The following is a 13,094-nucleotide window of genomic DNA, read 5'->3' on the forward strand; positions in this document are numbered from 1 at the left end:
ATTTTTATTGGGAACGGCTGAGAGGAAGAGTGGGGCCGGGAAGGGTTTGAATCGCCGTGGTCGTGAGAGCGCCGGGCGATTCGACCGGTTCCTGCTCTCCGAAAGAAATCCCCATGACCGAATCTCTCGCCGGCGGCGCTGCCGCTGCGCCGCTCTCGATGCGTGCCGCTGCCACTATCACCACCGCTACGGTCAGGGCTGCGCGACAGCTCTTGACCGATCTCGAACGCGGCCGGCGCATCGATGCCGCGGTCCTGCGTGGCGCCATGGAGGCTGCCTTCGGCGCCTCGGACGCGGCCGGCGCCTGGAATTGGAAGACCGCCTATGACGCCTGCGAGGCGGCAATCGTTCTGTTCCTTCGCAAGTTCGGTCCGGCCATGCGGACCAAGGCCGGTTCGATGGCCGCGATGCTGCCGATGCTCGCGAAAATCGCGAGCTGTCTGCCGACCCATACGCGGCATTCCGAGGACAGCCAGGCGCTTCAACAATTCTCGACGCCGATCCCGCTGGGGCTGGCCGCCTGTACCGCAGCCGCGATTACACCGGCCGACCGCGTTCTGGAGCCGTCCGCGGGGACAGGCTTGCTCGCCATCTTCGCCGAGCTCGCCGGTGGCGGCCTGATATTGAACGAGTTGGCCGAACCCCGTGCTGCATTGCTCGATCATCTGTTCGCCGGAGTTGAGATCACCCGGTTCGACGCCGCCCAGATCGATGATCACCTCGACGCCGATTTCGTACCTAGCGTCGTCTTGATGAACCCGCCGTTCTCGGCGCTGACGAATGTCGATCGACGAATGGCGGACGCGGCGTTCCGGCACATCGCTTCGGCCTTGGCGCGTCTCTGCGACGGTGGGCGCCTGGTCGCCATCACCGGCGCAAGCTGCGGGCCGGACAATCCGGCATGGCGCGATCCCTTCGTTCGCCTCCAGGAACGCGCGCGGGTGGTGTTTTCTGCCGCCATTGACGGTGCCGTCTACGCGAAGCACGGCACGCAGATCGACACAAGGCTCCTTGTGATCGATAAAAACCCTACCGCGGATCCGAAGGTTTTTCCCACTTCGCCAGGCATGGCGAGCGATGTCGCCACCTTGCTCGACTGGGTGAGCCAGCATGTGCCCCCGAGGCCGCCCGTTGCCACGCCCGTCGCGGTCGACCTCGTCAGGCGCCACGCGACGTTGCGACCGGCCAGCGCCTTTGCACCACGTCCGTCGTCAACTTCGGCAGATCGCGCCCCAGAGGGCGTCGAACTCACCTACGGGACGGTCGAGTGGAAGCCTCCGGAAGCCGCTGGGCTCACTGATGCGCTTTATGAGGAATACGGATTGCAGTTGATCCGTATTCCGGACGCGCACGCGCATCCGACCAAGCTCGTGCAGTCGGCCGCCATGGCATCTGTCGCGCCGCCAAGGCCATCCTATCGGCCGCATCTGCCAGCCAGTCTCGTGGCGGATGGCATCCTGTCGGACGCCCAGCTTGAGAGCGTCATTTACGCCGGCGAGGCGAATTCCGAATTCCTGGCGGGCTCCTGGACGGTCGATGCAACGTTCGACGTTGCGGCGGCCGCTCGCGACGATGCAGAAGATGCTGTCCGCTTCCGTCGAGGCTGGTTCTTGGGCGATGGGACCGGAGCGGGCAAGGGGCGGCAAGTTGCTGGCATCCTGCTCGACAATTGGCTCAAGGGCCGCCGCCGCGCGGTCTGGATCAGTAAATCCGACAAGCTGATCGAGGATGCACAGCGCGACTGGGCTGCGCTCGGCATGGAGCGGTTGCTCGTCACGCCGCTCTCACGTTTCCGCCAGGGCACGCCGATCCGGCTTTCGGAAGGCGTCCTATTTACCACCTACGCTACGCTGCGAACCGACGAGCGCGGTGAAAAGCTTTCGCGCGTTCGTCAGATCGTCGAATGGTTGGGCTCCGACTTCGACGGAGTGATCGTCTTCGACGAGAGCCACGCGATGCAGAACGCGGCAGGCCAGAAGGGCGAGCGCGGCGACCAGGCGGCCTCCCAGCAGGGGCGTGCGGGCCTCAGGCTACAGCACGCCTTGCCGAATGCCCGCGTCGTCTATGTCTCGGCGACCGGCGCCACCACGGTGCACAATCTGGCCTACGCCCAGCGTCTGGGTTTGTGGGGAGGTATCGATTTCCCGTTTGCCACGCGCGCCGAGTTCGTCGAGGCGATTGAGGAGGGCGGCGTTGCGGCCATGGAAGTGCTGGCCCGCGACCTCAAGGCGCTCGGTCTCTACGCGGCTCGCTCACTCTCCTACGAGGGCGTCGAGTACGAACTCGTTGAGCACCAGCTCACTTCCGAGCAGGTTCGGATCTACGACGCCTACGCCGGCGCGTTCAGCGTGATCCATAACAATCTCGATGCGGCAATGCGTGCCGCGAATATCACCGGCGAGGCCTGCACGCTGAACGGCCAGGCCAAATCCGCCGCGCGATCCGCTTTCGAAAGCGCCAAGCAGCGCTTCTTCGGTCATCTCCTGACCTCGATGAAGACGCCGTCCTTGATCGGCTCGATCGAACGCGATCTTGACGCCGGCCACGCCGCGGTTGTCCAGATCGTCTCGACCGGTGAAGCGCTGATGGAGCGCCGGCTCGCCGGGATTCCGACCGAGGAGTGGGGCGACGTCCAGGTCGACATCACACCGCGCGAGTACGTCCTCGATTATCTCGCGCATTCCTTCCCGGTCCAGCTCTATGAACCCTTCACAGATTCGGAGGGCAACCTCTGCTCGCGGCCTGTTTATCGTGAAGGCCAACCGGTCGAGAGCCGGGAGGCGGTCGCCCGCCGCGACCGACTGATCGAGAAGCTTGCCTCGCTCCCTGCGGTCCCTGGAGCGCTCGACCAGGTCGTCCAGCGCTTCGGTACCGACTTGGTCGCCGAAGTAACCGGCCGCTCGCGCCGCATCGTTCGCAAGGGTGAGCGGCTGGTCGTCGAAAACCGGGGCGGTTCGGCCAACCTCGCCGAGACATCGGCCTTCATGGACGACGTCAAGCGGATCCTCGTTTTCTCCGACGCGGGCGGTACGGGCAGGAGTTACCACGCCGAATTGTCGGCCCGGAATCGCCGCCTGCGGGTCCACTATTTGCTCGAGCCCGGCTGGAAGGCGGACGCCGCGATCCAGGGGCTCGGCCGGACCAACCGGACCAACCAGGCGCAGCCGCCGCTGTTTCGGCCCATTGCGACCGACGTGAAGGCCGAAAAGCGCTTCTTGAGCACCATCGCCCGCCGGCTCGACACGTTCGGAGCCATCACGCGCGGCCAACGCCAGACCGGAGGGCAGGGCGTGTTCCGGCCCGAGGACAATCTCGAAAGCCAGTATGGCCGCGACGCGTTGCGTCAACTCTACACGCTGCTTGCGCGCGGCAAGGTCGACGGCTGCTCGCTCGCGAAGTTCGAGGATTCGACCGGCCTGAAGCTGACCGATACCAACGGATTCAGGGATGACCTGCCGCCGATCACGACATTCCTGAACCGGTTGCTGGCGATCACGATCGAGCTTCAGAATATCCTGTTCACAGCCTTCGAACAGTTGCTGACTGCTCGGATCGAGGGTGCAGTTGCATCCGGCACCTACGACATCGGGCTGGAAACGCTCCGCGCCGAGAGCTTTATCGTCACTGACCGGCAGACGATCTATGTGCATCCGGGCAGTGGCGCGGAGACCCGGCTGCTCACGATTACCCAGCGCCAGCGCAATCATCCTATGAGCCTAGATGATGCTCTTGCTCGTCGTTCCGACGATCGTGCCGTCCTCTTGATCAATGATCGATCGGGCCGTGCCGCAGTCCAGCTTCCGGCTCCGAGCTTCATGCTTGATGACGGAGAGATCGAGCGGCGCGTCCGCCTGATCCGGCCGATGGAGCAGCATAGCGTTCCCTTGAAAATGATGGCGGAAAGCCATTGGGCCGAGGCGGATCGTAAGCGTTTTGCTGCAGCTTGGCTGGCGGAGCTTGCCGAGGTCCCCGAGTTCACGGAAAGCACGATCCACGTCGTGGCGGGCTTGCTGCTGCCCATCTGGAAGCGGCTGCCGAACGAGTCGACGCGGGTCTATCGGCTCCAGACTGATACGGGCGAGCGCGTCATCGGCCGCAAGGTCTCGGCGACCTGGGTTGCGAACGTCCTTGCGGCTGACGCGCCTTCGCTGACGCCCGACGCTGCCTTGGCCGTGTTGATGGAAGGACGGACCGTCCTCGAGCTCGCGGAGGGGCTCCAACTTCGCCGTGCGCGGGTGATGGGCGCATACCGCATCGAACTGTCTGGCTTCAACGACACGATGCGCGATCGGCTGCGCGCTTACGGCCTCTTCGGAGAGATCATCTCCTGGAAGCTGCGCATGTTCGTGCCGACGGACGCGAGCGGCGTCGAGATCCTGGCGAAAGTGCTCGCGCAGTATCCGGTCGCGCGCATCAGCGAGCGTGAGGCCGCCTGATGCCGCGCGATGCCTCCGACCTGGCACGCCGTCTCGCGCGCGAGGCCGAAGCGGTGTGCCGACACTATCTCTCCAATGGCAAGCGGGAGGGGCGGTACTGGCTGGTTGGCGACGTCCACAACACGCCCGGCCGCTCAATGTTCGTGCGGCTCCAGGAATCGCCGAAGGGGCCTGCCGGCAAATGGACGGACGCTGCGACTGGCGAGCATGGCGATCTTCTCGACATCATCCGCGAAAGCCTGGACTTGCGCGACTTCCGCGAGGTGGCCGCGGAGGCAAGACGCTTCTTGAAACTACCTCGCCCTGAACGGGAGCTCGTCTCAAAGCCCGTCGGTCCGGCAGCACCGGCCGGATCGCAAGAGGCCGCTCGTCGGCTCTTTGCAATATCCAGCTCGATCGAGGGGACCGTGGTCGAGACTTATTTGCAGGGACGCGGAATAGCCCATGTGCACCATGGTGGCAGCTTGCGGTTCCATCCACGTTGCTACTATCGGCCGGACGAGCACCTGCCGACCGAGACCTGGCCGGCGATGATCGCGTCTGTCACTGACCTCGATGGCAGGATCACCGGCGTACACCGTACCTGGCTCGACCCGGACGGCTTTGATCGCGTTCGGCTGGGCAAGGCTCCGATCGATACGCCACGACGCGCGATGGGCGACCTTCTCGGCAATGCCGTTCGCTTCGGCGTGGTGGACGACGTGCTCGCCGCCGGCGAGGGCATCGAGACCATGCTGTCGCTGCGCTACGTGCTGCCGACGATGCCGATGGCCGCTGCGCTTTCGGCCAATCACCTCTCGGCCATGTTGCTCCCGTCTGGCTTGCGTCGGCTCTATATCGCTCGCGATGCCGACGCCGCCGGTGATACGGGGCTCGCTGTTCTGACCCAGCGCGCAGCAGACGCCGGCATTGAAGCGATCGCGTTGTCGCCACGACTGGGCGATTTCAACGAAGATCTGCACGTCTTCGGTCTTGACGGTCTCCGAGCGGCCTTGCGGATTCAGCTCGTACCTGAGGATGTCGTCCGCTTCCTGCGTTCGTCGACGGTGCCCGCGGAATAGGTCACGACGGTTCGATCGACCGTGACAGTCGGTCATGGGCGAGGCCAATACCGGAAGAGGACGCGACCTCGGCCTTCTAGAGGGCGATCGGACGGCAAGCGGCCCGGGCCGGCAATGGCTGCGTCCGGCTATTTTCCGCCGCGCGCCGGAAATTGAAGCACACATCATATGTCTAGCCAGCGCGCTTTGCATCGCGAAGCAAAATAGCCGGCCTCCGCCATCCTCCGCTGCCGCTTCGGCCCTTTCGGGTTCTGGCCCGTTCCGCCCGCCGTCTGAGTGATCGCCACGAAGGCCGCGAAGGGCGCGGCCAATCCGGCAAAGGACCTCTTCCCATGACCTACCATGACGACGCCGAACCGCCGCACGCCTCTTCCCCGACCGACCAAGTTCTCACCGAACTACAGCTCTTCGGCTACCGTCCCTTCGACGACCAGCCCGATCCAAGACCCCTTCCCGAAGGCAAGATGATCGCCGGTGCCGTCGTGGATATTTTCGACGCCCTGGTTGCGACGCTGAACGACACGCGGCTTGAGCCGGACCTTGACGATCTGCTCTGGTCGACAGTCAACCTGTTCCATCGTGCCGTCGACCGCATCGAACGCCAACTCGACGACAACGAACAGGCGCAGCACAAGAGCCAGCGCGAGCAGAACGGCTCCGAAGTGCGATCGGTCGAACTCGAGCGCCTCACGGCCGAAGGCATCACGTTGATCGAGCGCCGCAACTGCCTGGAACTCTTCCGCGACCAGGCCATCGAGCGATTTGAGGTCCACACCGGTTCGCCCTGGCGCCCGCGGTCGGGATCACTGGTCAACCACCACACGATGACCGCGGCGATGATCGACTCCCGCGACTTCATCGCCGCCAAGCGCCGTTCCGAGACCGAAATCATGTTGCCGCCGGGACCGAAGATCGCGCTCACTGGTGGGCTCGACTACAATGACCACAATCTCATCTGGGATCGCCTCGACAAGGTTCATGCCAAGCATCCCGACATGGTCCTGCTGCATGGCGGCTCGCCCAAGGGCGCCGAACTCGTCGCCTCCAAATGGGCGATCAATCGCAAGGTACCGCAGATCGCCTTCAAGCCCGACTGGACCAAGCACGCCAAGGCGGCACCCTTCAAGCGCAACGATGCCATGCTCGAGCTCCTGCCGATCGGCGTCATGCACTTCCCCGGCACTGGAATCCAGGACAACCTCGCCGACAAGGCGAAGCGGCTCAGCATTCCAGTCTGGAAGTTCGGCGGCGCATGAGCGCCGCCTTTCTCGTCTCGGTCAAGCCGGAGTTGCACGCCGCAACTCCGCCTCGTTTCGACAGTAGGTCCAAAGCTGCGCCGCGGTGGTGGTGGAAGGCGCGATTGGTACATCTATGCACATGGAGCCACCACCATGCTTGTCCTTGGGCTTGTCCTCAACGTGCTCGGAATTGGTTTGTTCTGCTGGCTGATCTTCATGCTGGCCGTGTATGCCTTACCGTTTTTTGTCGCACTCAGTATCGGGATGTTGGCATTTCATGGCGGAGCGGGCGTCGTCGGCGCGCTGCTTATCGGATTGGCCTCCGGCGCACTGACGCTGGCTGTCGGTCAGGTCGGCGTCGCGGTCAGTCGGGTCCGGACCCTGCGCATCGCGATCGCAGCCGCATTCGCCGTCCCTGCGGCTATCGCTGGCTATCACGTGATGTTCGCCCTGTCGCAGATCGGGGTGCCTTCGCTGGCTTGGCGCGAGGCCTTCGGTTGCCTGGGTGCGGTTTGCATCGGCGGCACGGCATGGACGCGCTTGACCGTTTTTGCGGAGACCCGCCCGTTGGAGTCGGCCGGGGTGGCGGAGAATATGCCTCGACCGGGACTCACAGCAGCCACGCATGAGCGATGACGCTTCGTCGCCATCATGCTCGAGCAAGGTCGCACAGGGCGCCACGTTGAACGAGGGATCATCGAGATTGGGGGAGAGGTAACCCCGCTGTTTCTCGTAGCGCTTTGACCAAGCCCCCCAATCTCCGCCTGATCCACATTGCTGCGGTGGAGCGGCGCGCCGCGCTCGATCATTGCTTCCGGGACGATACCGCCCTTTGCGGCAGATTGTTTCTCTTTCTGCGCCGAACTGTACCAACCTCTTGTGCAGCTCAACCGAGATTCGCCAAGTCTTCTCCTTAGGATTGCGGTTCAGCACGCGGAGCCACGTGGCCTCTTTGATGGCTTGATCTGGCCGAAGACCGGCTTCGCCTCGATCGCCTGAGCCGCAACGCCGTTGATGCGACTTTCTTCCCCTGGGCTTACGCCCATTCCTCGCGAGGCAAGAAAGTCGCAACAACGGCGTCCTCCGCTGCGCTCCGGCCCGCAAGCGGGTGCGTCGCCGATCGTCCTCGGCCTCTAGATCGCCATCGAGGCCGCGGTGGTCGCGGGCTCGAAACACAACAGGAGAAGTGACATGGCTAACATCGGTTCATTCAAGAAGGTTGGCAACGATTTCCAGGGCGAGATCGTCACCCTGAGCCTGCAAGCCAAGGGCGTCCGTATCGTCGCCGAGACCAACCGATCCAACGACAACGCGCCCAGCCACCGCATCTACGTGGGCCGGGCCGAGATTGGAGCAGCCTGGTCGAAGCGCTCCGAAGAGGGCCGCGATTACCTCTCGCTCAAGCTCGATGATCCCTCGTTCAACGCACCGATCTACGCGAACCTGTTCGACGACGAAGGCGGCGAGGGCTACACGCTGCTCTGGTCGCGGCCCCGCAAGAACGGCGAGTAGACGCTCCGCCAAGCCCCGTCCGGTCCGCCGGGCGGGGCTTCTCAAATCCTACCTCGGTCGATGATACCGACCGATTGTTTTTAGGTCGTTGCGCCCATTTGAGAGAAATTTCGTTTGATGGGTCGCGCTCGGCGCGTTCCTCTAGACGCCTGTTCCCGTGACGCGTGTCCACGTCGGGCGCTCCCGCGCCGCCGGCCCGGCTCGCGGAAGTTCATGATCGAACTTTGGACACCTTCTCCTCAAGCAGATCTGCAGGCCGGACCCCTAAAGCTTGAGCAATCTGCCAGATTGTTAGCAATGTCGCGTTTTGCAGCCCTCGCTCCATGCTGCTTACGAAGGCCCGGTCGACGCCCATGCGTTCCGCCACGGCCTCTTGGCTCAAGCCAAGGGCCAGTCGAAATCGACGCGCGTTCGCTCCAAAGACCTTGCGAATATCCATCCGCAGGATAGGAAGCAATCGCGTATTTTGGCGCTACGTGTTATAATACGCGGAGCTGGATGTTGCATGTTACGGACGGAGCTTCGATTGCTGAAAATGTGGGGAACGCGGCTTCTTGAACGCTCGCCCGAGCACGTGGCATGCCATATGCTACAGGAGGGAACTGTTCGAGCCGGCAGGCTTGCGTTTCGCGATTTACTTTTTAATCCCGCGCATATTGTAGCCTCTGATGTCGAAGCCACCGCTAGATCCTGACGTCGCGGATGTCGCGCCTAATGAGCCGGCGCTGACAGCCTATGACGAACAGCATGTCGTCACGTACGTTCGCCTTCTGCAGGCTGAGAGCGAAGGGGCTGACTGGATGGAAGTCGCTCGTATCGTGCTGCGTCTTGATCCGGAGCGAGAGCCAGACCGTGCGCGGAGCGCATACCAGAGCCATCTTGCGCGCGCCAAATGGGTGACTGAACAAGGTCGTCTTTTGCGCGGTACCGGCTCAAAATAGAAGAAAATCGCCGACTGACGACTTGCAGGCAGAACGATTTTCTTCCGTTATTCGGTGGTCATTCCAGTGCACCACGTGGTGCCAAACTAGGGGCTTCCTACAACCGTTTCGTTCATACCTATTGCGCCGCAATCGTTGTTAGCTGAGTGCAATGGGACGGAAGCAATGCCTGAATTCGACTGGCGGTCGCCGGATTCCTACAAGACCCTACAAGACGCCGAAATCACCGACATCGCCTGGGAATGTCTTCGCCGCAACGCGGACTATCGACGCGACTTTGAGGTGACGATCGCCAACAGTCATGATGGCCAAGTGACACCAGAATTCAGGAGGAGGTGGGGCATCTGCTTTCGCCCATGACCCGCAGAGGTCCTTCGACGAGCAGACGATCTTTTGGGCGCCTGAGGTTCTAGCGACGGTCGTTCCAGTGACGGTTGCCTCGGCTGCCGATCGCAGTTCGGCGTCTTTGCCATTGCTCGACCTTACAGCCGGTCAGGTGCGCCGTGCCGCCGATGGCTGGCACGCTGTGCTGCGCATCGGTGCGGTGGATCACCGTGTCTGGTCCAAAGAACCGCCGGTGCTCGGCGCGTCATACGCAGCCGAACTGCCGTTTGATGGCGATTTCGGCGCACGAGCGTATGCAGCCCGACGGCTGTGGCGCGCGATGAATGGACGCGTGCCAGGCCCGGCATTTCACACACTGTCCAGACAGCGCCGCGAACGCTTGAGCGCCGCGATCCGTGCGCTTGATGCTCGCAGCGCCGGCGGCAGTTATCGCGTTATCGCCGAAGCTCTGTTCGGCAAAAAGCGCATGCCCGATCACGCTTGGAAGACGCATGATCTGCGCAATCGAACAATCCGCTTGGTGCAAGGCGGCCTTGCGTTGATGCGCGGTGGTTACCGCAAACTCCTGCGTCCCGGGCGCAAGGACGAGTAGCGCAGTCCCCAAGGGGTGCCGAAAATCGCACCCCCAACATTCAGCATCCCCCTCCGAGATCCTGCTCCTCCATGATGACCGCACACACGCCGGCCTAGCCAAGCGTAGTGCGCTGTCCTCCTGGAGTTCTCAAATGCCCGATCCGATGGCCGGTCTTCCCCCGCGATTCCTGCGCACACCTGAGGCCGCGCGCTATCTTGGCCTGTCCGGTCGCACGCTCGAGAAGCACCGCACGTACGGTACTGGACCGACGTATCGGAAGATCGGCGGACGTGTTGTCTACGCCATCGATGACCTGAAAGCGTGGGCGGACCGGGGCGCCAAGACGTCGACCGCCGATCCCGGGAAGGGGACCGTGCTGCCGGCCAAGAAGCATCCTGCGCTGCGCCCGTATGCGGGTCAGGAACGCCGCTGATTGCCTTGTGAGAGCAGTGACCATGCGGCGCAAGCACTATTCCGAGCGCGACCAGCTTGAGCTCTTTCGGGCGCTGCCCGGTGATCTTGCGCCCCGCGATGCGCAGGATCTGATGGCCTATCCGTTCTTTTCCCTCGCAAAGACGAAACGTGTCGTGCCGATCGATTTCCGTGCCGGCGCGATCGCAATTCGTGTCGAAGCCGTGCCTGAGCACGGCATGGCGACCATCTGGGATGCAGATGTTCTGATCTGGGCCGCGTCCCAGATCGTCGAAGCCCGTGACGCAGGCTTGAAGACCTCGCGCCTTATGGCTGCAACGCCTTACGAAATTCTGACGTTCGTCGGCCGCGGCACCAGCGCGCGTGACTACGACCGGCTGAAGGCGGGTCTCGACAGACTTCAGTCAACAACTGTGCTGACATCGATCCGCCAGCCGGCAGAACGGCGACGGCATCGCTTCTCCTGGATCAACGAGTGGAAGGAGACATCCGATGCAAACGGACGTCCATTTGGTCTCGAATTAATCCTGCCGGATTGGTTCTATGCTGGCGTCATCGACGACGCGCTCGTGCTGACGATCGATCGTGCCTATTTCGAGCTCACAGGCGGGCTTGAGCGGTGGCTGTACCGGCTCGTGCGAAAGCACGGTGGACGCCAGGATGGCGGCTGGAGTTTTGATCTTGTGCACCTCCATGCCAAGTCCGGCATCCTCTCGCCGCTCAAGCACTTTGCTTACGACGTGCGCCAGATCGTCCAGCGCCAGACATTGCCCGGCTATCAGCTCGTGCTCACGCGCGACCCGAACGGCATCGACCGGCTGAACTTCACGCCAACGCCTGTTGCTCCCTTAACGGCACGCCTGCGTCGGCGCGGTCTCATTCCAAATTCGGAGGACAACCTGTGAATCAGCTCGTGCTATCGGGGACCGCAGCCCTCGTGCTATCGAGGACCCGATCCTCGTGCTATCGGGGACCGGAATCGGACCTAAAAGCTTGTTTCTCCGCGCTTTCCAGCCGCTCTAACTTTACTAACGTACTGACACTAACTTCTTGTTGTCAATCAGCGCGTTGTGAACAAGTCGGCCGCGCGTGCAGCGAAGATGCCTCATACATCCACTCTCTCACGCGCCATGATCTTCTGCAATGCGATTCTGTCCTCCAATGCACGCGCGCAAACGCGATCGCGCGCAACACCACGCGACCACCAGCATCATCGTCACCGCATTACGCTCGATGCTTTCCTTTGCGGCAGCTCGCTCGTCGAGGAGAACTCGCTAACGTCCGTGGTTGGCACGACGGCCACCACATGCCGGAATCTGGAGAATGGGCGGTCAGGCTAACCAGCGCCGTGCATGATGGCTTCAATGGTGTGTATGAAGCCGCCGGCAAGGAAAGTTGCGATCTCACCCAAAACCCCGTCTCCTCGGGAGACGCCGCTCCGCCGTGGCGGAAGGAAAAGGCGCGCGTGGAAGCGGTCGGGTCGCGGAGGCCCTTAAACCGCCGCAGCGACCCGGCCGCGCTTGCCGCCGGCGCCAAACCGGAACGTCGTGCCATCGATCCAGATCTTGTGCAGCAGCACGGCGAGAGCGCGCGCCACGGCCGTTGCCGCGCGCTTCAGACCCTTCTTCCTGGCGAGCCGCAGGCCCCAGAGCCGCAGCTTAAAGTTCTTCGGAATCCGCGTCAGGACCGCGATCGCGGCCTCGTACAGCATTGCCCGCGTCAACTCGTCGCCGCATTTGGAGATGCTGCCGATCCGGTCGGTCTGCCCGGATTGGTAGCGCCGCGGCGTCAGGCCAAAATGAGCCCCGACATTGGTCGACTTCTTGAATCGCGTCGGGTCATCGACGGTGGCGCGGAACGTCAGCGCCACCAGCGCGCCGACACCGGGCACCGTCATCATCCGCCGCACCGCGTTGTCGCTGCGGGCCGCCACGAGAACCAGGCGGTGCAGCTTTGCCAGCTGCAGCCGCATCGCGCTTCTAGCGTCAAGCAATGGTGTAACGATGGCCTCCAGTTCCTTCTTCCCGGCGATGATTTCGCGCACCCGCGCGTCAAACCGGCCGACCGAGATCTCGCCGACTTTCAGGCCAAACGGGCGCAACAGGCCACGGATCATGTTCTCCATGTCCAGCACCTTGCCGAGCATCGCCTTGCGCCCGACCAGCAGTGCGCGGAGCGTTTGCGCGTTCTCCGACTTGACGTGGACGGCACGGAACCAGCCGGTCCGCATCATCTGCGCGATGCCCTTCGCGTCATTCCGGTCGGTCTTGTTCAGCATCGCGTTGAACGCCGCCTTGGCATGGCGGGTTTCGATGCAGATCACGGGCAGGCCCTTTTCGGCGAGCGCGGTGAACAGCCAGGCGCTGTACGAGAAGGCTTCCAGCCCGACGCGTTTGAGCTGGATGCCCCATTCCGCCAAAAACAGCTCGATCGCCTCCGGATCGGTCTCGAGTTTGACCTCCCGGAGGACCTTACCGTCGCCGTCCACCACGCAAACGTTCGTCGCTTCCAGCGACACGTCGAGCCCTGCATAGAAGTCCATCGTTCGCCTCCGC

Annotated in this window: 12 protein-coding genes; 10 read left to right on the forward strand and 2 right to left on the reverse strand. The window is 63.1% G+C overall.

Annotation, left to right across the window (positions count from 1 at the left end; all coding sequences use genetic code 11):
- Positions 1-113 precede the first annotated feature (113 nt).
- The 5 genes from QA639_RS12645 to QA639_RS12665 all read left to right on the forward strand — a co-directional run bounded on the left by QA639_RS12645 (position 114) and on the right by QA639_RS12665 (position 8,247).
- Positions 114-4,436 (forward strand): strawberry notch-like NTP hydrolase domain-containing protein, encoded by a 4,323-nt coding sequence (locus tag QA639_RS12645; RefSeq protein WP_283089883.1) that lies wholly within the window; start codon positions 114-116, stop codon positions 4,434-4,436.
- Entirely contained in the window at positions 4,436-5,497 is a 1,062-nt protein-coding gene (locus tag QA639_RS12650) for a DUF7146 domain-containing protein (protein WP_283089884.1), read from the forward strand. The genes QA639_RS12645 and QA639_RS12650 overlap by 1 nt, the downstream gene beginning before the upstream one ends.
- A gap of 332 nt (positions 5,498-5,829) precedes the next feature.
- Positions 5,830-6,753, forward strand: a complete 924-nt coding sequence (locus QA639_RS12655; protein WP_283089885.1) for a DUF2493 domain-containing protein — start codon at positions 5,830-5,832, stop codon at positions 6,751-6,753.
- Between the two features lie 135 nt (positions 6,754-6,888).
- The gene (locus tag QA639_RS12660; RefSeq protein WP_283089886.1) at positions 6,889-7,371 is read left to right on the forward strand and encodes a hypothetical protein; all 483 of its coding nucleotides are present in this window, start codon (positions 6,889-6,891) and stop codon (positions 7,369-7,371) included.
- A 555-nt stretch (positions 7,372-7,926) separates the two neighbouring features.
- Positions 7,927-8,247: a DUF736 domain-containing protein gene (locus tag QA639_RS12665; RefSeq protein WP_018454792.1), complete on the forward strand. Its 321-nt coding sequence runs from the start codon at positions 7,927-7,929 to the stop codon at positions 8,245-8,247.
- A 211-nt stretch (positions 8,248-8,458) separates the two neighbouring features.
- Here QA639_RS12665 and QA639_RS12670 read toward each other — a convergent pair whose 3' ends face one another.
- On the reverse strand, positions 8,459-8,686 hold the full coding sequence (locus QA639_RS12670) for a helix-turn-helix domain-containing protein (RefSeq protein WP_007594546.1): 228 nt from the start codon (positions 8,684-8,686) through the stop codon (positions 8,459-8,461).
- Between the two features lie 229 nt (positions 8,687-8,915).
- On the opposite strand from QA639_RS12670, the gene QA639_RS12675 reads away from it, so the two are divergent.
- From QA639_RS12675 to QA639_RS12695, 5 genes are all read left to right on the forward strand, one after another.
- Positions 8,916-9,188 (forward strand): DUF2285 domain-containing protein, encoded by a 273-nt coding sequence (locus QA639_RS12675; protein ID WP_283089887.1) that lies wholly within the window; start codon positions 8,916-8,918, stop codon positions 9,186-9,188.
- Between the two features lie 165 nt (positions 9,189-9,353).
- On the forward strand, positions 9,354-9,548 hold the full coding sequence (locus QA639_RS12680) for a transcriptional regulator domain-containing protein (RefSeq protein ID WP_283089888.1): 195 nt from the start codon (positions 9,354-9,356) through the stop codon (positions 9,546-9,548).
- Positions 9,549-9,615: 67 nt separating this feature from the next.
- Positions 9,616-10,125, forward strand: a complete 510-nt coding sequence (locus QA639_RS12685) for a DUF2285 domain-containing protein (RefSeq protein WP_283089889.1) — start codon at positions 9,616-9,618, stop codon at positions 10,123-10,125.
- A gap of 133 nt (positions 10,126-10,258) precedes the next feature.
- Positions 10,259-10,540, forward strand: a complete 282-nt coding sequence (locus tag QA639_RS12690; RefSeq protein ID WP_283089890.1) for a helix-turn-helix transcriptional regulator — start codon at positions 10,259-10,261, stop codon at positions 10,538-10,540.
- A gap of 22 nt (positions 10,541-10,562) precedes the next feature.
- Positions 10,563-11,444: a replication initiator protein A gene (locus QA639_RS12695; protein ID WP_283089891.1), complete on the forward strand. Its 882-nt coding sequence runs from the start codon at positions 10,563-10,565 to the stop codon at positions 11,442-11,444.
- Between the two features lie 587 nt (positions 11,445-12,031).
- Here QA639_RS12695 and QA639_RS12700 read toward each other — a convergent pair.
- Entirely contained in the window at positions 12,032-13,081 is a 1,050-nt protein-coding gene (locus QA639_RS12700) for an IS110 family RNA-guided transposase (protein ID WP_283089892.1), read from the reverse strand.
- Positions 13,082-13,094 lie beyond the last annotated feature (13 nt).

The sequence above is a fragment of the Bradyrhizobium pachyrhizi genome, from assembly GCF_029714545.1.
Taxonomy (GTDB): Bacteria; Pseudomonadota; Alphaproteobacteria; order Rhizobiales; family Xanthobacteraceae; genus Bradyrhizobium; species Bradyrhizobium pachyrhizi.

What these genes read in the sequence shown, in the direction of transcription:
- QA639_RS12645 (WP_283089883.1), top strand. Translation starts at nt 114, where the DNA reads ATGACCGAATCTCTCGCCGGCGGCGCTGCCGCTGCGCCGCTCTCGATG.
- QA639_RS12650 (WP_283089884.1), top strand. Translation starts at nt 4,436, where the DNA reads ATGCCGCGCGATGCCTCCGACCTGGCACGCCGTCTCGCGCGCGAGGCC.
- QA639_RS12655 (WP_283089885.1), top strand. Translation starts at nt 5,830, where the DNA reads ATGACCTACCATGACGACGCCGAACCGCCGCACGCCTCTTCCCCGACC.
- QA639_RS12660 (WP_283089886.1), top strand. Translation starts at nt 6,889, where the DNA reads ATGCTTGTCCTTGGGCTTGTCCTCAACGTGCTCGGAATTGGTTTGTTC.
- QA639_RS12665 (WP_018454792.1), top strand. Translation starts at nt 7,927, where the DNA reads ATGGCTAACATCGGTTCATTCAAGAAGGTTGGCAACGATTTCCAGGGC.
- QA639_RS12670 (WP_007594546.1), bottom strand. Translation starts at nt 8,686, where the DNA reads ATGGATATTCGCAAGGTCTTTGGAGCGAACGCGCGTCGATTTCGACTG.
- QA639_RS12675 (WP_283089887.1), top strand. Translation starts at nt 8,916, where the DNA reads ATGTCGAAGCCACCGCTAGATCCTGACGTCGCGGATGTCGCGCCTAAT.
- QA639_RS12680 (WP_283089888.1), top strand. Translation starts at nt 9,354, where the DNA reads ATGCCTGAATTCGACTGGCGGTCGCCGGATTCCTACAAGACCCTACAA.
- QA639_RS12690 (WP_283089890.1), top strand. Translation starts at nt 10,259, where the DNA reads ATGCCCGATCCGATGGCCGGTCTTCCCCCGCGATTCCTGCGCACACCT.
- QA639_RS12695 (WP_283089891.1), top strand. Translation starts at nt 10,563, where the DNA reads ATGCGGCGCAAGCACTATTCCGAGCGCGACCAGCTTGAGCTCTTTCGG.
- QA639_RS12700 (WP_283089892.1), bottom strand. Translation starts at nt 13,081, where the DNA reads ATGGACTTCTATGCAGGGCTCGACGTGTCGCTGGAAGCGACGAACGTT.